Below are 20,095 nucleotides of genomic sequence, written 5' to 3' on the forward strand. Positions count from 1 at the left end.
GGGGCAGCCATGTCCGGTAACCGCAAATTCAGTCTCTTGTTTCCGAGAGGTAAAGAGTACAGTCTGAAGAAACTCGATGACGCTTCTTTCCACGACCTGGGACTCGACGTCATATGCAAAGAGGTGACATCAGAACCCAAGGAGCAGGTTGTAATAGCCGAGATACTGTCCAATCTTACCGCTTCTCCCGAAGTGACTAACTACAGGCAGGCTGTATTTGAAGACCTGAAGAACCTTCCCGATGTAAAGGAAAAACTCGTCGAACTGTTCGACAAGATCGATTTCAACAAGAATTTCGGTGGCATAAGGAAATCCAAGGACGAGATAGAGGGACTTTGGTTTCTGATGCACCGTCTGAACCAGTACCGTGACTACATCACCTGTGTTGACGCGCTCAAGGACTGTCTCAGTGACGAGAGGATAAAGTCCGACGGTCTCAAAGGCTTTAAGGAATATATAGATGAGGTCTATGACGATGCTCATTTCAATGAACTGAAAAAGGACCTGGAAAAGCTGAGCATAGACACATCGGAGATCAAGAGCGTAACGCTCGGCGTGAACGTAAACCAGAGGCTCGAAGCAATAAGCATGGGTCTGGTATCCGTAAACAACAAGCCTTTTAAGAAGTCGAACATAGTAAGTAATTTTGCCGACAGTTTATCGGGCGGAGACAAGATACACGAAGGAAACGAATGGAACGGCGACATGCATTACCGTCAGGTCGATGCGGCTAAGGACGGCGGCATCGTGAACCAGTTTATGGGACTTGCCAAGTTCCAGGCTGCATCCACGAGCGGCGGCTTCCTTGTCCGCAACCAGACAATATCCCAGCTGACGCAGGGCGATGCTGGAGCCAGCTCGACTTTCTACCTCGATAACATCCTGAACAGGATGCTCGACACTCTGGTTAAAAACCTCAGAAAGACACTCGACAAATATTCGGAAATGGCTATCGGCATCATTGCCGACATCATCCCCGAATTCGTTTATTACATCAGATTCGCTGAGTTCATGAACGGACTGGAAACAAAGGGTTTCAAGCTCAGCAGGGCCAGGGCAATCCCGAAGGGCGATGTGTCGATGTGTGCGAAGGGATTTTATAACTTCAAGCTCGCGCTGAACCTGACCGACCCGAAGGAGATCGTGGCAAACGACCTGAACTTTGACAACGATCACACGATCTACATCCTGACGGGTGCCAACAGGGGAGGAAAGACCACATCCACCCAGGGCATAGGTCTGCTCTTCGCGCTCGCACAGGGCGGAGTTTACGTGCCCGCAGATTCATTTGAGTTCGCGCCTGCAGACTGCATCTACACACACTTCCCGGCAGACGAGGACAAGACGATGGATCTAGGTCGTCTGGGCGAGGAGTGCGTCCGTTTCAAGGAGATATTCACGGGCATCACGTCAGACAGTCTCCTCCTCATGAACGAGACCTTCTCGACAACGTCTTTTGAAGAGGGCTATTACATAGCCTGCGATTCCGTTAAGGCGCTTCTTACAAAAGGCGCACGGACGATCTACAACACGCATATGCATAAGCTGGGTATTGACGCTGCGGAATTCTCCAAAGATTCCGTGTATAAGGCGGCATCGCTCATAGTCAACAGCGAGGGCGGCAACCGTTCTTTCAGACTCGAGACAGCTCCTCCGGAGGGACTTAGCTATGCGATGGACATCGCGAAAAAATACGGTGTTACCTATGACATGCTGATGGGTGCTTCCGGGAAGGCATCCGCAGATGAAGAAAACGATGGAAATAATAAGGCATGAACATAACCGATATCACAAGTTCCGATGATGCATCGATAAGCGTCTATATATCCATGTCAGAGCCTCAGCTGAGGCATTACAGGGATCCTTCAGGAGGTGTTTTCATCGCCGAGAGCTGCAAGGTGATTGGGCGCGCGCTGGACGGAGGGATGAAGCCCGAGTCGGTGCTGGTTAGCAGCAGCGTTTTTGATAAGGATGAGGTAACAGGACTGCTCTCGAGAGTAGGTGATGTGCCAGTATACCGTGCGCCTTCCGATGTGATGGAGGACATCACGGGGTACCATCTTACGGGCGGGATCCTCTGCTGCATGACAAGACCGGAACTTCCTTCAGCTTCATCTGTGCTGGAGAGTTCATCCGGCTCACGCTCGCGCATAGCGGTGCTCGAAAATATCGTTAATCCCACCAACATAGGCGCGGTGTTCAGGAGTGCGGCGGCATTCGACATCGACGCCGTCCTTCTTACCGAAGGAACATGCGATCCGCTGGAGAGAAGGGCAATGAGAGTTTCCATGGGGACGGTGTTCCAGCTCCCGTGGACGTTTATTGGCAAAGAGGATGTCTGCGGCACTTTGAGAGCACTCGGATATAAGACTGCGGCTCTGGCGCTCGTGGAGGATTCCATAACGCTGGATGATCCCCGGCTCAAAGATGAGCCCCGTCTTGCCGTACTGATAGGCAATGAGGGTAACGGACTTACATCTGAGACTATCGGAAGTGCTGACTACAAGGTCATAATCCCGATGTCCCACGAAGTGGATTCCTTAAATGCTGCGGCAGCGAGCGCGGTCGCATTCTGGGAACTTGCCGGCCGCAGCTGATGTGGCGGAAGTAATGTCTTTTTGTTATCCTGTTTTGAGGGAAAAGGATTTTTAACGGGATAAACGGGAGATAATTTATGAAGAGATTCCGCAGGTTGATCACGGGCGTTCTGGTTTTTGCGACGGCGTTGTCTGCATGCGCCTGCTCAACGCCTTCAAAGGGCGGCCGCACATACGTCGACGGGACTAAACCCGAACACAGGAACAGCAGTCAGTCAGAACCTCCGGATCCGGATGTTACGGCTGTGCCGACCTCAGGAACTGATGATCAGATCACCGATTTCTCGATGTTCATAACTGTTTCCGGCGCCAAAAAGGAATACGGTAACGAGATAAAGGAACTCATAGCCGAAAAGACCGGCGTCCGTGTGGAAGAGACATGGCTGCCCGCACTTACTGCGGAAGAAGCGATAGATATCCTTATAGCTTCGGATGAGTTCCCTGATTATGTCTATGCAGGCGATGAGATCGAGGCTCTCTACGAGAACGGTTCGCTCATCCCGTGGGATGAATATCTTGAGATATACCCAAACCTGAAGAGTTATTATTCGGAGGCGCAGTGGGATAAGTTCAGGAAAGATGACGGCCACATTTATTGGGCCAATGTCTTCGAAAACTTTAATCAGAAAGACACGTCTACCGAACACAACTATCTGGCTTTCTGGATCCAGGCCCGCGTTCTTGAATGGGCAGGTTATCCGGAGGTGGAGACGCTAGACCAGTATTTCGATCTTCTTGAAAGATATGCGGAAGCAAATCCCGTGCTGCCTGACGGAACAGAGGTGATCCCTTATACCTGTATCTGCGAAAGCTGGAGATATTACAGCCTGGAGAGCGCTCCGCAGTTTCTTGCAGGATTCCCGAACGACGGAAGCGTGATAGTGGATACATCTAACGGGCCGCTCGAACCGCAGGTCATGGATTACAATACATCCGATGCGGCAAAGATGTATTTCAAAAAGCTAAACGAGGAATACGGCAAGGGCGTCTTGGATCCCGAATTTGCCATACAGACATACGATGAATATGTAAGCAAGCTTTGCACCGGCAGGGTATTGGGATTATGCGACCAGCAGTGGGATTTTATTTATTCCGTCAGAGACAGTTTTGGCCAGCTCAGAAGAGCGGAGGACGGTTCCACCTTCAAACTGTCTGACATTGGCTGCGACTATGTGCCGCTGGGACTTGTCGTTGAAGAAGGTATGGACCAGCTGTGGCATTCATACGGAGCGGAGATAAATGTTTCGGGAGGTATTGCCGTTACGGAAGGCTGCTCTGATCCCAATCTGGCTTTCAGATTCCTAAACGATCTTTTGAGCCAGGAGATCCACGATCTGCGTTTCTGGGGCATCGAAGGCGTTGACTACTATGTTGACGACGATCTTACATATTACAGGACCGAAGAGATGAGGGCGAAGTGGAAGGATCCAGAATACAAGACAGATCACATCTGTGAGTATGCATACATGCCCCAGTGGAGAGGCATGAGCAGTGACGGGATCAACTGCATGAAGCCTGATGACCAGCCGGGTGAATACAAGGCCGGCCTGCCGGAGCCTGTAAGGAATTGTCTTGACGCATACGGTGCCGGAAACTTTGTTGATATGATCGGTTCGGTTGAGAAAAAATCATATCCATGGTTCCCCATGTGGAGCTGGTCAAATACGCTTGGAATGGATACGCCGTATGGTCTTGCGTACTACAAGATGGGTGAATGCAAACATCAGTGGCTTCCCCAAGTCATAATGAGCAGCAATTTCGAATCCACTTGGGATTCGTACATGCTGGCATATCAGGACTGCAAGCCACAGGTCTTCCTTGATGCAGCCCAGGCAGAAGTCGATACAAGGCTCAACGAAGCTTTGGAAAACGGATGGACTCCCTGAGACACCAAGGTCTTGAGGGAGCCTAGTTTTGTTTTCAGCTGACGCTGACTGCTTCGCGGCTGCCGGCTTTGGAGGCTTTTCCCTTAAGGATGCGGTATCCCAGCAGAGGTGCGACGAACATTGCGATGTAGACCAATGTGATCCACGGCTGATACTCGACATAGAACTGCCTGAACGTAAGGCTCCACGGATGCTTGATAAGGACCCAGCCGACGAGATCAAAGACTATGCTCATGCCTGACCAGAGAGCGCCGGTGGTGAGGGCTTTTTTGAAAGTGGGCTCTGCGAGGCCGCGAAGATAGATGAAGCCGAAGAGCGTGAAGAGGATGATGTTATAGAGAGGGTGCCAGGGCTTGGTCATCTCGTAGCCTTCTCCCAGTCCGGGTCCCTGAGCCATCGAACCCATGTGAAGGACGGCGACGTTGAAGATCGTGTGACCGACTCCTATGAGAGTTACTGCCGTATAACTGATCCAGTACCACAGCATCGACATTCCGAATTCTTTTCCAAGTCCTGATCTTTTTACAACTGTTTTTTCATGTTATTATCCTTGCTGTCTTTGCTTCTTTCAAATATCGATATAGTCAGTTTTGATGATGTTGCGGCAGACGAATACGGGATAATACGTTCTGATCTCGAGAAAAAAGGAACACCAATCGGTCCCTTGGATACAATGATCGCCGCGCATGCCAAAGCTTTGGGCTATACGCTTGTAACGAATAACGTTGAAGAGTTTTCGAGGGTAAAAGGCCTTATTGTCGAGAACTGGGCTGCCTGATAACCCGGCAGTTCTCCACCGGAGTCCGGTATATCATCAGAGCCTAAAACGGAACCGAAACCGGTTCCTTTTTTATTTAATATGTACCCTGTTATAAATAAGCAACTTACCTGATATCGTGCTATAATGGCGCCGGCAAAAACGATTAGAGGTGTTTTCATATGGCACTGCCCAAAGATCCTTTCATGCTTTTGAGCTACATCAACACTCAGCTGAGAGACAATTACCCGGATTTGTCCGAGCTTGCATCCTCGCTTGGTGAAGATGAGGAGGCTATCAAGGAGACTTTGGAAAATGCAGGTTTTGTCTATGACGGCGGACTCAACCGGTTTGTCACCAAAAAATAATTTTGCGAAGGAGAACATATATGAAACGCAGACCTGTAGTACTTATGGTCCTTGACGGATTCGGACTTTCAGACAACAAGGAATACAATGCCGTTGCAATGGCAAATACTCCCGTTATCGACAAGCTTATGGCTGAGTGCCCTTTCGTTAAGGGTTACGCATCCGGACTTGCCGTAGGACTTCCCGACGGACAGATGGGCAACTCCGAGGTAGGACACATGAACATCGGTTCCGGAAGAATCATCTACCAGGACCTCACACTTATCACAAAGTACATCGAAGACGGTGTCTTCTTCAAGAACGAAGAACTGTTAAGAGCAATCAACAACTGCAAGGAGAATAATTCCGACCTCCATGTCTGGGGTCTCCTCTCCGACGGCGGCGTACACTCCCACAACACACACCTCTATGCGATCCTTGAGCTCTGCAAGAGAGAAGGATTCGACAGAGTATACGTTCATCCTTTCTTCGACGGCCGTGACACGCCTCCGGCATCCGGCAAGGATTATCTCCAGGCACTTGTAGACAAGATGGCTGAGATCGGCGTTGGTAAGGTTGCTTCACTTTCCGGCCGTTACTATGCAATGGACAGAGACAATAACTGGGACAGGATCCAGACAGCTTACGATTCACTCGTACTGGGTGAGGGCGTCAAGGCAACAGATCCCGTTCAGGCTATGCAGGATTCTTACGACGGCGGCGTAACGGACGAGTTCGTTCTTCCTACCGTCATCGTTGACGGTGAGGGCAAGCCCGTTAGCGTTGTTAAGCCCAACGACTCCGTCATCTTCTTCAACTTCCGTCCTGACCGTGCGAGAGAGATCACAAAGGCTTTCTGCTACTCCGATGAGGATATCGCAGCTCAGCCCGGTGACGCTTCCGATACAAAGTGCATCAAGTACTTAAAGAGAGCAAACGGCTTCATGCCCCTCACATATGTATGCTTCAAGGACTACGATGAGCTTATTCCCAACAAGTTCGTCGCTTTCAAGAAGGAAGAGATCGTTAATACACTCGGCCAGTATCTTGCAGACAACGGCCTTAAGCAGCTCCGTATCGCAGAGACAGAGAAGTACGCTCACGTTACATTCTTCTTCAACGGCGGTATCGAAGAACCCAACAAGGATGAGGATCGTACACTCGTTCCTTCTCCCGCAGTTGCTACTTATGACCTCAAGCCTGAGATGAGCGCTCCTGAGGTTTCCGAGAAACTCGACGCAGCTATCTGCTCTGACAAGTATGATGTAGTAATCATCAACTTCGCTAACCCTGACATGGTCGGCCACACAGGTGTTCTCGAAGCAGCTATCGCAGCAGTAGAGAGAGTTGACGCTTGTGTAGGCGGTGCTGTTGAAGCAGTTAAGAAGATGAACGGCGTTCTCTTCATCTGCGCTGATCACGGCAATGCCGAGCAGATGATGAACCTTGAGACTATGCAGCCTCATACGGCTCACACAACGAACCCCGTTCCGTTCATCCTTTACAACTACGATCCCGAGTACACCCTCCGCGAGGGCGGCCGTCTCTGCGACATCGCTCCCACACTCCTTGAGATCATGGGACTTCCCCAGCCTAAGGAAATGACAGGCGAGTCACTTCTCATCAAGAAGTAATAATCCGGGAAAATACTAAAAATATTAAGGGGGCTTTCTCAGAATGATTGAGATGCCTCTTTTAATATGGCTTGAGATGAATAGCTTAAGTACCGGAATTGTTTTCAGGTTCAGTAGGTTAATTCTAATATTCGTGATTAATCAAGCTGTTTACACATTACGATCGTTTTGCCGTCGTTCTTAAATTCGGAAAATCCGAGTTTTTTATATAAACTTCCGGCTCTTGTATTATCGTGATCCACATTCAGTATTAAATAAGAAAACCCAATATTTTTACTTGTTTGACAAGCATACCTTATCATTTCGCTTCCTATCCCTTGATTACGGTATTCTTCATTCACGGCCAGATATGATAAGTACATCGTTCTATTATCCATCGGACGCAAAGACATGCCTGCAATATATCTTTTATTCAAAATATAGGCATACATTATCCGGATATTGTTCTCAACCTCGAACTCTATTCTTTTTCTTTTCTCTATGTTTTTCTCGAAATCCCAAAATGAAAAACAATTCTGAATCTCGCTGCAATCTATCCGCTTTATACTATTACCTTCAATATTCATTTTGGCATTCCTCTGTAAATATAACTGATTATATGCTGTACTTACTAATGAATTATATCAAATCCATAAATCGAATCTCTTGAATCAGTCCTCTATATCAGGAATGAAATCCAAATCAGCAAGGGGGTCTTTCAACTTCTTATAATTGTATTTAATGACTAAAGCTCTATCACCGGACTCCACATATTTATAGATCCATCTTGAGACCTTGAACTTCTTTTTGACTGCTTTGTTATCTGCATACAATCCACTGACATAAACCGCATAATAGTGATTGCGGTATTCTCGGTTGAATGCCTTCTCGGAAACTGTCACATTAGTGGCTTGAAACTCTCCTTTAGCAAAGCATTTCATTTTACGGCTATAATCCACAATGAAATATACAGCTATAAAGATAAATGGTACTGCACATATATAGATCCACGCAGTCTTAAGAAACTCCGTCCAGCCGCTATTGACTATACGCAAAAATAAAACGAATCCTGTCTGTATATGTGGAAACAGATAAAAATGGTACAAACAGGTGATGTAAATCCATTCTCTGATTGATTATTATTTATTTGATAACCTTTGCAAGGTTTGATATCAGTGTATGATCCGGCTGCAGCTGATCAGACTGATATCCGGATATTGATCGGAGGTATAGTAAATGAATAAGATCACGCGTGGAATAAAAATAGGCGCAGGTGTGATGACGGCAGCGATGAGTCTTTCGTTCGTGGGCGGTCTGCCTGTCCTGGCTCTTGGGGAAGACCAGTCAGCTCCGGGCAAGAACAGTGAAAATACACTGCTCGGGACATATGGAATGGCAAGTCCCGTAAGACCGGAAGACAGGAATGCCGGCTGGGCAGGAAGCTATGTTTACTTCGGTAATGAAGAAGGCTATCCGGTCAGGTTCAGGGTGCTCGACCCCGATACAACGGATTACGGTTCGAGAACCATGCTTCTCGACTGCGATGAATGCCTGTTTAAGATGCCTTTTGACAGCGGCAAATCCAATGTTTGGGAAAACAGCAGCTTAAGCTATTATCTGAATAATGCATTTGTAGATGAAGCCTTTTCGTATTATGAGAGCAGGGCAATCGCATTTAGCGTAAAGGATGGCGGCAAAGCTTATCCCGAAGATTCTTTCGAAGCGTTCTTTTACGGGAAGACGGTTGGTCTTAAAGGTGATTATGTTTTCGCTCTGGATGCAGCAGATATTCTAAATAAGGATTACGGATATTCGCCGGAGTCCGGCTGGGAGCTGTATGGAAATAAGTGGGATTTAGCTTCATGGCGAGCTTTTGATTATGAGACCTGGTCAGCTAATAATCACCGTAAGTCTGTTAAGGGTTCTGATAATCAGTTTGGACTCTGGTGGATCAGATCTGCATTTCCTCAGAAATCCAATCAGGCCGGTTATGCAGACTCTTCCATATATGTTTGTGATGTGGATAAAGATTCTGTCTATGTCTCTCCCGCTTTAAATATCAAAAAGGACTCCATACTCTTTTCCACAGCAGTCTCAGGCAAAGCCGGCAAGATAGGTGCTGAGTATAAGCTCACTGTTTTAAATAATGATATCGAGGTCAAAGTATCAGAAACCAGGCAACCCGTCATGGAAGGAAGAACAGTGGGTTTATACTATATTCTGTCAGGAGATGACGCGTATAAAGTAAACAACATGTCTGTTCTTATAACAGACAGGCTTTATCAGTTCGGTAATGCCAATAATGCTAATATCCTTTACTATGGTTCCTTAAGCGGAGAGTATGATTATACAACCCCTTATGATTATGAGCCTATCGTAAACTACGGAACATTCGATCTGCCTTCAGGATTTGATATCAATGGCTGGGGTGATGACTACTTTGTATATATTTTAGCCGAGAATGACAATGGTAAATATGTGACGGACATGGCAAGTTTTCCTTCATCTGTAGGAGCACCTAAGAGGATGATCGAGACAGGCTGGGTCAGTGCAGGCAGTGACTGGTATTATTATGATCAGGATGGTAACCCCGCCAGCGGCTGGGAAAAGATAAACGGTTCATGGTATTACTTTGAGAATGACGGATTAATGCACAAGGGCTGGGTCGAGGGCGGCAATACCATGTACTATACGCTGGATAACGGCAAAATGGCGACCGGCTGGCAGAAGATCGGAAAGACATATTATTTTGCTGACATTTGGTATTATTTCGGTACTAACGGTGCCATGAAGACAGGCTGGCAGCAGATCTCCGGAAAGTGGTATTATTTCGATTCCGACGGTAAGATGCATACAGAATTCTTAAAAGACGGCGGAAAAACGTATTTCTTCAAGGAGAACGGTGCGATGTTCACCGGATGGATGTCATTCGAAGGGTCATATCTGTATTTCGGATCCTCCGGCGCAATGGTGACAGGCTGGCAGTATATAAACGGCAAGTATTACTATTTTGCGAAGGATGGCCTTATGGCAGCTTCTGAATGGCGTGAAGGATATTGGTTAAACGCTGACGGTTCCTGGACATATCCTTATAAAGCCAGCTGGAAGCATAATTCCACAGGCTGGTGGTACCGCGATACTTCCGGTTGGTATGCTAAGAATGGCACACAAAAGATCGACGGTGTTGAATACACATTTAATGCAGCTGGTTATTGGATAGAATAACCGCAGTCTATATTAAGACTTGCTGATGAAACTGCCTGAGGGTTGACCGCAACTCTCAGGCAGTTTATTGAAAGGGCGTTATTTGGTGCAAGCTTCCTTATGTAAGTCTTACTGCTTATCCTTCATATGTCCATCCGTGGTCGCCATGGTAGATCATAAGTTTTGTCATGCCGCCGTCTATGCAGATGTTTTCACCGGTTATAAATCCTGCTTTCTCAGAGCATAAGAACATGACCATTTCTGCGATATCTTCAGGCTTACCGAAAAACTCTGACCCGATAAAATAAGTTTTTTCAACGCCACGGGATTTCAGACCTTTTTGAACGGCAGGCTGATAGTATCCGAACCGAGAAGCTTTTTTGCATCTGCATCGTTGACCGGTGCCGTGACGGTGATGACTCCGTAGTTGTCGATGTTGCCGGTCATGATGTCTGCACCGGACTTCAGGGTGATGACATCATCGTTCAAGGTGAACTTGCCTGAGCTCTCAAGGCCGGATGTATCGACCGTCTCAAGACTGCCTGTAACCTGGTCCAGTATCTGCTGTCTCATATCGGCATAGTCCTTGTAGCCGGCTAACTTGGCCATTGCATTGAGGCTCACGGAAGAAGTTGTTCCGAGCGTGTTGGTGATGATCTTGTCGATGTTCGTCTCCACGAATGTCTTGATGTTGCTGACGAAGGCATCGCGGTCGATGGTGACTTTATAATCGCCTTTTTGGAGCTCGAGAGTAGCCGTGATATAGATCTTGCCTTCAAGATCGGAGGGCATGCTGACGTTGAATTCCTTGGCAACATATGCCACGAACTTGTCGGTGATGTCGACTGTAGCCTCGTAGGTTCCGTCGACTGATTTGAGGTTAATGGAGAATTTCTTGTAACTTAGGAAAGCGGCGAATTCCTCTGATTCGAGATTTACCGCATACCAGGACGAACCGTTCCTTACGAGTTCGCAGGTGTAGGACAGTGTCTTGGTGTCACAGGCTTTGACGGCATCCGGTATGTCCATGATCTTCTTGAATTCCTTTCCCGCAAGGACTTCATAGTCCGCCATGGTTATGTGCATGACTATGGAACCCTTGAGGCCGTCGATCGTCAGGGTGGACTCGTCAACTTCATATTCCATGGTGTCGAGAACGGCATCGCGGAATACGGTGTCTTCCTCGCTTGGTTCGCCGTTGACATCGAAAAGTACGGCCATGTATTCAGGGATGTTGACCATGTCTGGCGATGAGACGGAAGCGGAGTTGTTTACTGCGAGCGCTATGTCATCCGTGGTTACGGACAGGGCGATCTGGTTAGCCGTGTTGATGAGGGCATTCCTGCCGATCGCAGGCATGTGGCCCAGGAAGGAGAAGAGCTCGGTGTAGCCTTTATCGTCAAGGTTTGTCACATACCATTCCTTTTCGACCAGAGCAAATTCAGTTGTGATGGTTATCTCTTTTGTGGCGCATTTGTCGACAGCATCAGCCAAAGCCTGGGCATCGTCGAAATTGCCGCCCTCAAGGACAGCCACGTCAGCTATCGTGTAGCTTATATCGACAGAAGCCTTGTCCTTTTCGAGCTTTACGGAACTGCCGTCGATGCCGGCAACGATCGTACTCATGACATGCGCTGCATAGAGCTGCTCTTCATCGGTATATGTGCTGACATCGAGCATTTCCCGGAAGGACTTCTTGAAGTCACGTCCGAGGCCGTCTGTCTTGCGTAATATCTCAGTGGAGTCGCCGAATCTTAACGAATCAGTGAATAGCGTTGCGGCCTGAAGAAGCTTGTTCTTCCTGAACAGCGAGCAGGAACACAGGAGCGGGATCAGGACCGCCGCCGCGAGGGCAGCTGTCAGGGTCTTTGCTAATGTCTTGTTCATATGTCTTTATCCCTCATCCGGTAATAACTTATATGCTCTAATAATCTTACAATACTTACCGCAGAGTGTTGCGTCAAGGTTAATATACTGTAAATCTTGGGCGGAATGGGCTGTCCGCAGGCCCCGCCGCATTGAATTTTAATAAGGTTTTTTGTAAAATTTCATTTATAAACTGAAGCCCCGCCAGGCCCCGGAATGATCAGGGAGGAAAGCCTTATGGAAAAGAAGAGACTCATTACCAGAAGTGACTTCGACGGACTTGTTTGCGCAATGCTCCTCAAGGAACTTGACATTATCGGTGACATCAAGTTCGTTCACCCTAAGGATGTTCAGGATGGCAAGGTCGATATCACCGAGAATGATATTACGACAAACCTTCCCTTTGACCCGAGGGTCGGACTTGCTTTCGATCATCACGAGAGCGAACTTTTGAGAAACAACAAGGAAGCTTTCGGCGATAAATACATCTGCATCTGCGAGAAGTCGGCTGCCAGAGTCGTTTATAACTATTACGGCGGAGCAGAGACATTCAAGACGGTAACGGAAGAGATCATGGTAGCAGTTGACAAGGGCGATTCGGCAGACTTTACGGTCGATGAGATCCTTAATCCGACAGGCTGGGTACTCATGAACTTCATCATGGATGCAAGAACGGGTCTCGGACGTTTCCATGACTTCAGGATCTCAAATTACCAGCTCATGATGGAGCTCATTGATTTCTGTACTAATCACACTATCGATCAGGTTCTCGCGCTGCCGGACGTCAAAGAGCGCACGGACATGTATTTCGAGCAGCAGGAGCTTTTCAAGAAGCAGCTTGAGGAGAACGTCAAGATCTATGACAAGGTTGCCGTCCTCGACTTAAGACCTCTTGAGACGATCTACACGGGCAACAGGTTCATGATCTACGCCATGTGGCCCGAGGTGGAGATGAGCATCCACGTTGCGTGGGGCTTCAAGAAACAGAACACGGCAGTCATGATCGGAAAGTCCATCGTAAACAAGAACGGCACCACCGATATCGGCGAGCTCTGCCTCTCGTACGGAGGCGGCGGACATACCAATGCGGGTACCTGCCAGCTCGATAATGACAAGGTGGATGCAGAGCTTCCGAACATAATCGCCAAGCTCAATGAACATAAGTAAATAAGCGACTTGACGCCGGCCGAAAGCTCTTAAACAGGCTTAAGGCCGGCTAAAGTATGCATGGGGGTAAAAATGGATCTTAAAAAGGCAGCAGCTGCATGTCTCTGCGTCCTCGTGACGGCAGGCTCTGCAGGATGTTACGGCAATTATGTGCTTAAGAGCAGCGAACCTGATCTTGCGCAGCTCACTGAGGCATATGTGGATGCCCTGAATGATTTTGATGCGGATGCAGTTCTCGGTCTTACATCTTACGAAGAGGATGATGAAGAATATAAAGACATAAAACGCTTCATGGATCCGGATTTTTCGAAAGAGACATGGGGCACCGATCTGCTGCCTGTCTGCGAGTATATCGCATCCACCATCACCATGGATTACGACAGCGATGATCTTACGGTCAATAAAGGCAGATGCATTCTTCGGGTCACATATGAGATCGTAGACTGGGACAGTGTATTTGATGTTCCCTGCGGCAGCATGGATGAGCTTATTGATAATCTTAAGGCTCAGAAAGACACTGTCAGTTACGTGGGAAGACTTACTTTCACCGGGACTGATAATGATTGGAAGATATCGAAGATCTCGGATCTTTCAGAGCTCTTTGAGTTTACGAGAGCACTGCCGGTAATACCCGAGATAAATCCCACCGAGCCGGATATCGTTGAGACAGAACCTGTTGATACGGAGCCGTCGGACATAACGCCGACGGGGATCGATCCAACGGGAACTGTATTTGCCGATACTCTTTCTAAAGCAGCCGATGATTATATCGCTGTCCTGGAGCAGAACAGAGAAGCCATTCAGAAGGTCGAGAACATCTACGGCATCAATCCGGTTGGTCTTTACGACATTACGGGCGATACGATCCCGGAACTCTACTTTTTCGCGGCTGATGACGATAAGGATAACTCTGATTCCGCAACACTCCATATCTATGCATATAGTGAATACAGGGGATGGGCACTGGAAGTGTTGAGTGTTCCCGGTATCCTTAACAACGGACAGGTAAGCGGAGAATACATATTATATTCCACAGGAAACGAACTTATCGTAACGCAGACGCACGGCGAGACGTTTACTTTGAATGTTGTTTCCCAAGTATATGATACAAGGTGGGATCAGGTATCCGCTTTCAGCCGCATGGCGGTATTTGAACGCATTTGCGAAGAGGAATATGATCCCGATACCGGTGAGAGCGCTGAGATTTACCGGTACACTCTGAACGGAGAGGACATTCAGAAAGATGAATATATGTCATCGATGAAGGACTACACGGAAAGAACGGAGATGGTCCTAGGACGCAAGTTCGTCCTGAGCTCTGCTGATCCGGAGTACGGACTCATGTCCAAACCCGCAAACAGTATGTGGGGATATGGAATTGCGGTAGAATATATTACATCATTGGTATAACTCGGCTGATATAGGAGAGAGATATGAAGTTTAGAAAGATCATTGCATCGGTATTGTGTGTCGCTCTTGCGGCAGGTTTTGCAGGCTGTGACGATTCGAAGAAATCCCAGGAGGCCATCGAAGGTCTGATCTCGGATTATGCGGAGGCGCTGAGCAATTTTGACGGCGAAGCCGTAACCGCGCTTACGAACTGGGAAGAGGATGATACGGCTTATACTGAGACCGCGTGGCTCCTGAACGGAAGCTTCTACAAAGATTCTTGCGGAGAGACAGCATACAAGGTCTGCAAGGCCGTTGCTGCGACCGTTTCCGTTGAGTATGAAAGCGAAGACATCAAGATAAATGACACCAAAGCTTCGGTTAAGGTTACATATAAGATCGCTGATTGGAAGAGCATCTATGAAGATTCGGACTATGAATACGATGAGGCCTTGAAGAACGTAAAGAAGTCGAAAGACATCCTGTCGTTCAACAGTAAGCTCAGTTTCGAACTTACAGACGGTGAGTGGAAGATCTCCAAGATCAATGATCTCTATGATGTTTTTGCCTATACCCAGACATTCCCCTATATCGATGTGCAGCCGGATCCGGTGGATCCTGATCCCACCGATACGGACCCGACCGACCCGACTGAACCGACTGATACACAGTCTGCGGATATCTCCGTGATATACGATCAGGCGGTCAAGGAATATCTCTGGTATCTCGATCAGTACAGATACGGAATCGAGAAGATCGAGAACTCTTTTAATACTGAGCCTGTAGGCATCTATGATCTCGACGGTGACGGAGTCCCCGAGCTGTATTACATCACCGAGCATACGGAAGATTACAGCGGCATATTCCATTTCTGCACTTATGACGATTATTCGGGCGAGGTATTCATCCGTGCATCTATTCCCGATGTCATCTATCAGGCGCAGGGCGGCGGATATTACATCATCTACATTACCGGAGATGAACTTATCCTTACTTACACTCACGGCGAGGAGGCCCTTTTCCATGTCGAATCTGATGTTTATTCGCTCAGCAACTGGGAGCTCCTGGACCATTACAGACGTGATGTCTATTATGAATACGATCCCGTTAACGATCTCGAGATAAACACATACGAGTATTACATGAACGATGACGTTGCGATTTCACAGGACGAATACAACGCGATATTCAAGGACTTCGTCAACAGAACGACGGTAGTGGTCGCAAGTAACTATTCTCCTCTTGCCGAGGATGTTGAGTATCCGCTCAACGCCAAACCCCGTTTGAACATGATGACCTACGACAAGGCCATAGAATATCTTGAGTCGCTGATCTGACGGGTTCAGGACTGATTTCGAAGGAGATAACCATGAAGATAAGCAAGGTAATATCATTGATCCTCTGCATGACGGTCTTTGCAGGTTGTACGGGAAACAATGACGAAGCAGCTTACAGGGATGCCTTTTTCTCGGTGCAGAGGTCGATGAACGATTATATCGCCGGCGTTATCACTTTTGATCCGGATGAGGCACGCGAAAATACGACCTGGAGTAAAAAGGATCAGGAATACAAAGATCTGTCCCGGCTCCTGGATAAAGATTTTTATGTTGAGCAAGCCGGCAGCGATGTCGCCCAGATCTATGAATACATAGCATCTACTATCGTGTTCAGCTATGAGGAAGAAAACATAAAGATCGACATGGAGAATAAGACGGCTTCTGCCAAGGTAACCTACGAGCTGGTCGACTGGCAGAGCATCTTTGCCGAGACGCATTACAGTTATGACGAAGTCATGGATGACCTCAAAGCGTCAGAGGATACGATCGAGATCAAGGGAAAGATCGAATTTGAGACTGATGAACACGGTGTCTGGAAAGTCTCAAAGAGCAAGGATATCGGTGAAGTCTTCAGTTTTGTCTATTCACTCCCGGTCATTTCCGGAACAGATCCGACTGATACTACCGGCACATGGCCTTCGGAAACTGACGGCACAGCATTCTCCGACAGTTATGACAGGGCGATAAAAGCATATATACAGATCCTGGAAGAGAACGGCGCTTCCATAAAGGCTATCGAGAATACTTTCAGTACCGATAAGACGTGCGGACTCTACGACATTAACCGTGACGGCATCCCGGAACTCTATGTGCTGATGGAAAGGCCTGACAGCGACGGTTCCGTAGGAGAGATCTCTGTGTATTCATATTTCGAATACGCTGGCGAAGCCATGGAAGTGGTCCATATCCCTAATGTTATCTATATGGCCGGAAGCGGCGGACAGTCGCTGCTCTATGTAACTGATGATGAGTTCATCGTCTCCTCGATCCACGGAGAGGACGTTCTGTACGGTTACTACACCTCCGTATACGATCACCAGTGGAATGAGACCACGCAGTATCTCCGCGAAGTCCATAACGACTACGATTACGATAATGACACATATCAGGTCACATATAAGTATTTTAAGGACGGAACCGAGATAACGGAGGAGGAGTACGTTTCCGTATTTACGGGATTTGTCGATGATGCGATCGTGGTGCTCTCAAACGACAGTTACATCGCGACCGAGGATATAGAATACAAGCTTCTCGCCAAGCCCTATATCGGCATGATATCCTGCGATTTTATGCTGGAGCTTCTGGAAAATCTCAGCTGACGATTGGAAGTAATACGATGAAGAGACTCCGGACGGCGGTATCGGTTATCCTTGCGGCATCTGTGATGCTGTCTTTGAACGGCTGCTTTAAGTTTTCCGGTGATCCAATGAGTCCGTCTTCGCTTGAGAAATATGCCAAAGAGTCCGGTGCACGGATGTTTGGTAACGCACGCGATTTCTCACACGGTTATAACGACACTTACGGTGATCTCTCACGCCTTGACGATGGCTTCTGCATCAGGGTAAAAGGCGAAGAAGACGTCAGACAGGCCCTTGATTATACTGATGATGTCTCGATGTTCTATTCTGATACGATCGAAGAGGCGACAGTATTCGTTACCGGCGATATGCGTGATTCACGCGTTTATGAGTGTTTCTTCGTGTCAGCGGTATTCGGCTCGGAAAGAGATGCCGAAGAATACTATGAATCAGCTGTTTCTGTTCATTCCGAATTCATTCCTGTCGATTATGACCAGATCTCATATTATTCCGCCGCGCTTGCAGAGAAGATCTTCGAAAATGACGAGGAGATGAAAAGACTCCGTGACGAGATGATAGAAGAACTTGAAAATCTCGGCGTGGATCCCGCAATTGTAGACGAGTGGTCCGACATGTTAGGCGAGATCGATTCGGTCGACGATGACCTTGTCTGCGAGTCCTTTGAAGAGGACGGCATCACATATACGCTCATGCAGGGCAAGAGCGGAAGCCTTACTACCAATACGGGAGTCTATCTCAAAGACAAGACGGTTTTTTATGTTTACGGTTTCGGAACGGAGCAGAAAGATCTGGATAAGAACACCGGTCCCGTCTGTGATGCCATGAAGGTTACTCCGCCGGGCGGACTTTGACGGTATCTTTGCTATTGGGGCGGGTTCTTGATAAAATATATAAAACTGTGAAATCGGAGGATACCGATCATGGATGCTTTATTATTTGCCAAGGCTGCCAGGGAAGAAAAGGATGCCATCCTTGAGAATTATCTCGGAAGCGCCGATACTCCTGCCGGCGAACAGATCGCAAAACTAAAGGCTGCCGGAGCAAGCGATGAGCTCCTTAGAGAAGTCTTTGACTCGGTCCTTACCGATTGTTTTTATAACATTCTCCTCGGTATAGACGGACAGATGCCGATAGGCTCCCTGGGTGAGAGAAGCTACAGGCTCCTGGCTCCCGACAGCACCGTTATCTCGAATTCGAGCGGTACACTTGCTGAAGCCGCATATGAAGCATTTTACGGTGAGGAAGGCTGAGAACAGTTTAGGAAAAACGGTATTTAAGTCAGGGGTTGTCTCAACGGTGTTGAGATAACCCTTTTTACATGGTCCGGCTTATACGGGCGTCCAGACAAACCAGACGAAGAGATATCCTGTGAGGACTGCTGTGAGAGTGAAGGGGATACCGATCTTCATGAAGTCACCGAAGCTTACCTCATAGCCTTCCTTGCGCAGCATGCCGACACCGGCAATGTTGGCGGATGCTCCGATCGGAGTCAGGTTGCCGCCCAATGTGGCGCCGACAAGGAGACCGAAGAACAGGAAGTGAGGTTCTACGTTCATGGCTGCAGCTACGCTCGCGAGGAGAGGGAGCATCGTTGCCACATAAGGGATGTTGTCGATAAAAGCGGATATGATGACCGAACCCCAGACGACCACCGTGAAGAGGACGAACTTGTTGTTGCCGCCGACACCTGCGATAAGGTTAGCGAGGTCATCTATGAGTCCGACTTCCTTTATGGAAGCGATAACGACAAAGAGGCCGAGGAGCAGGAGCATTGTATCGTAGTCCATAGCCTTGAGGGAATGGACCATGCCCTTGGTGGACTTCTGCTTGAAGAGTTCCCAGATTATCGTAAGGATTCCGCATGCCATGCAGATGATGCCGTTTGTCGTGGGCGGAGTGTCAGGGATAAAGGAGGCGATGATGAGAAGGACGACGTGTCCGAGCATCGTGATCGTGGGGATGTAGTCCGTAACCTTCGTGTGCTCGTCGCTCGTTACCGGCTGGCGGTTCTTCCTGAAGAGGAACATCATGATCGGGATCGTGAGAAGCGCTCCGAACTCTGTGGCAAAGAACATTCCGAGTTTCCCGTCCATCCAGAAGAAGTCGTTGAAGTTCATATGGTCAGCTGCCGCAAGCATGATGGAGGTGGTGTCGCCGACAAGCGTTGCCGCACCCTGGAGATTCGAAGATACGGCTATGGAGATTATCATGGGGACAGGATTGATCTTCAGCTTTTTGCAAATGGCCAGTCCGACTGGCGCTACCATGAGAACGGTGGCGACGTTGTCGATGAATGCGGAAATAATGCCGGAGAACAGTGACATTATGATCGTGACCCACATGACGTTGGGAGAGAGCCTCAGGAGCGCTTCAGCTATCTTGTTCGGCATCTTGGATTCGATGAAGTAGTCCACGATGACCATGGTTCCGAATATCATCATGAGCACGTTCCAGTCGATCGACGGGAGAACATTGCTCAAAGGCAGGACCTGACCGATCAGCATGACGGCGGCCGCTGCCAGCGCAACGATCGCACGGCGCTTCGGCAGGATTATCATGAGCACGTACATGAGTACGAATACCGCTATGGCAAATATCTTCATCTATTACCCC

18 protein-coding genes and 1 pseudogene are annotated in these 20,095 nt (G+C 48.1%); 13 read left to right on the plus strand and 6 right to left on the minus strand.

The features are described from left to right. The first annotated feature begins 9 nt into the window (after positions 1-9). From BO18_RS28020 to BO18_RS28030, 3 genes are all read left to right on the plus strand, one after another. Positions 10-1,776 carry a MutS-related protein gene (locus BO18_RS28020; protein ID WP_051689235.1) on the plus strand — a complete coding sequence of 589 codons (1,767 nt, stop codon included), beginning with the start codon at positions 10-12 and terminating at the stop codon, positions 1,774-1,776. Next, positions 1,773-2,597, plus strand: coding sequence for a TrmH family RNA methyltransferase (locus BO18_RS28025; protein WP_034451218.1), 825 nt, complete (start codon positions 1,773-1,775; stop codon positions 2,595-2,597). Before BO18_RS28020 ends, BO18_RS28025 begins: the two co-directional genes overlap by 4 nt. A 77-nt stretch (positions 2,598-2,674) precedes the next feature. Then, positions 2,675-4,483, plus strand: coding sequence for a sugar ABC transporter substrate-binding protein (locus BO18_RS28030; protein ID WP_034451219.1), 1,809 nt, complete (start codon positions 2,675-2,677; stop codon positions 4,481-4,483). Positions 4,484-4,517: 34 nt separating this feature from the next. Here BO18_RS28030 and BO18_RS28035 read toward each other — a convergent pair whose 3' ends face one another. After that, positions 4,518-4,976, minus strand: coding sequence for a hypothetical protein (locus tag BO18_RS28035; protein WP_207643584.1), 459 nt, complete (start codon positions 4,974-4,976; stop codon positions 4,518-4,520). A gap of 45 nt (positions 4,977-5,021) precedes the next feature. On the opposite strand from BO18_RS28035, the gene BO18_RS28040 reads away from it, so the two are divergent. The 3 genes from BO18_RS28040 to gpmI all read left to right on the plus strand — a co-directional run bounded on the left by BO18_RS28040 (position 5,022) and on the right by gpmI (position 7,221). Continuing rightward, positions 5,022-5,261, plus strand: coding sequence for a PIN domain-containing protein (locus BO18_RS28040; protein WP_051689236.1), 240 nt, complete (start codon positions 5,022-5,024; stop codon positions 5,259-5,261). Positions 5,262-5,422: 161 nt separating this feature from the next. Further along, a complete protein-coding gene (locus BO18_RS28045) occupies positions 5,423-5,608 on the plus strand; it encodes a DUF4250 domain-containing protein (protein ID WP_034451220.1) in 186 nt (61 codons plus the stop codon). Between the two features lie 20 nt (positions 5,609-5,628). Continuing rightward, positions 5,629-7,221 (plus strand): 2,3-bisphosphoglycerate-independent phosphoglycerate mutase, encoded by a 1,593-nt coding sequence (gene gpmI, locus BO18_RS28050; protein WP_034451221.1) that lies wholly within the window; start codon positions 5,629-5,631, stop codon positions 7,219-7,221. Between the two features lie 137 nt (positions 7,222-7,358). On the opposite strand, the gene BO18_RS28055 is transcribed toward gpmI, so the two are convergent. Next, on the minus strand, positions 7,359-7,787 hold the full coding sequence (locus BO18_RS28055) for a GNAT family N-acetyltransferase (protein WP_034451222.1): 429 nt from the start codon (positions 7,785-7,787) through the stop codon (positions 7,359-7,361). An 84-nt stretch (positions 7,788-7,871) separates the two neighbouring features. After that, entirely contained in the window at positions 7,872-8,255 is a 384-nt protein-coding gene (locus BO18_RS35200; RefSeq protein WP_185752606.1) for a hypothetical protein, read from the minus strand. A 181-nt stretch (positions 8,256-8,436) separates the two neighbouring features. Here BO18_RS35200 and BO18_RS33750 point away from each other — a divergent pair, with 181 nt between their 5' ends. After that, positions 8,437-10,425, plus strand: coding sequence for a DUF6273 domain-containing protein (locus tag BO18_RS33750; protein ID WP_051689237.1), 1,989 nt, complete (start codon positions 8,437-8,439; stop codon positions 10,423-10,425). A 115-nt stretch (positions 10,426-10,540) separates the two neighbouring features. On the opposite strand, the pseudogene BO18_RS34570 reads toward BO18_RS33750, so the two are convergent. Both BO18_RS34570 and BO18_RS28070 read right to left on the minus strand, forming a co-directional pair. After that, positions 10,541-10,687, minus strand: a pseudogene (locus BO18_RS34570) (SDR family oxidoreductase); the annotation flags it as partial. 47 nt (positions 10,688-10,734) lie between these two features. Next, complete coding sequence (locus BO18_RS28070) at positions 10,735-12,291, minus strand: hypothetical protein (protein ID WP_034451227.1); 1,557 nt, start codon at positions 12,289-12,291, stop codon at positions 10,735-10,737. Between the two features lie 216 nt (positions 12,292-12,507). Between BO18_RS28070 and BO18_RS28075 the strand changes: the two genes are divergently transcribed. The 6 genes from BO18_RS28075 (at position 12,508) to BO18_RS33755 (ending at position 18,732) form a co-directional block, all read left to right on the plus strand. Next, positions 12,508-13,437, plus strand: a complete 930-nt coding sequence (locus BO18_RS28075) for an exopolyphosphatase (protein WP_081861286.1) — start codon at positions 12,508-12,510, stop codon at positions 13,435-13,437. A 72-nt stretch (positions 13,438-13,509) separates the two neighbouring features. Further along, positions 13,510-14,847 carry a hypothetical protein gene (locus tag BO18_RS28080; protein WP_034451230.1) on the plus strand — a complete coding sequence of 446 codons (1,338 nt, stop codon included), beginning with the start codon at positions 13,510-13,512 and terminating at the stop codon, positions 14,845-14,847. Positions 14,848-14,870: 23 nt separating this feature from the next. Further along, positions 14,871-16,163: a hypothetical protein gene (locus tag BO18_RS28085; protein WP_034451232.1), complete on the plus strand. Its 1,293-nt coding sequence runs from the start codon at positions 14,871-14,873 to the stop codon at positions 16,161-16,163. Between the two features lie 32 nt (positions 16,164-16,195). Continuing rightward, positions 16,196-17,482, plus strand: a complete 1,287-nt coding sequence (locus tag BO18_RS28090; RefSeq protein ID WP_034451235.1) for a hypothetical protein — start codon at positions 16,196-16,198, stop codon at positions 17,480-17,482. 17 nt (positions 17,483-17,499) lie between these two features. Then, positions 17,500-18,333 (plus strand): hypothetical protein, encoded by an 834-nt coding sequence (locus tag BO18_RS28095; RefSeq protein WP_034451237.1) that lies wholly within the window; start codon positions 17,500-17,502, stop codon positions 18,331-18,333. A 69-nt stretch (positions 18,334-18,402) separates the two neighbouring features. After that, positions 18,403-18,732: a hypothetical protein gene (locus tag BO18_RS33755; protein WP_051689238.1), complete on the plus strand. Its 330-nt coding sequence runs from the start codon at positions 18,403-18,405 to the stop codon at positions 18,730-18,732. Positions 18,733-18,810: 78 nt separating this feature from the next. Here BO18_RS33755 and BO18_RS28105 read toward each other — a convergent pair whose 3' ends face one another. Then, the gene (locus tag BO18_RS28105) at positions 18,811-20,085 is read right to left on the minus strand and encodes an SLC13 family permease (RefSeq protein WP_034451239.1); all 1,275 of its coding nucleotides are present in this window, start codon (positions 20,083-20,085) and stop codon (positions 18,811-18,813) included. Between the last annotated feature and the right edge of the window lie 10 nt (positions 20,086-20,095).

Source organism: Butyrivibrio sp. AE2032 (genome assembly GCF_000702965.1).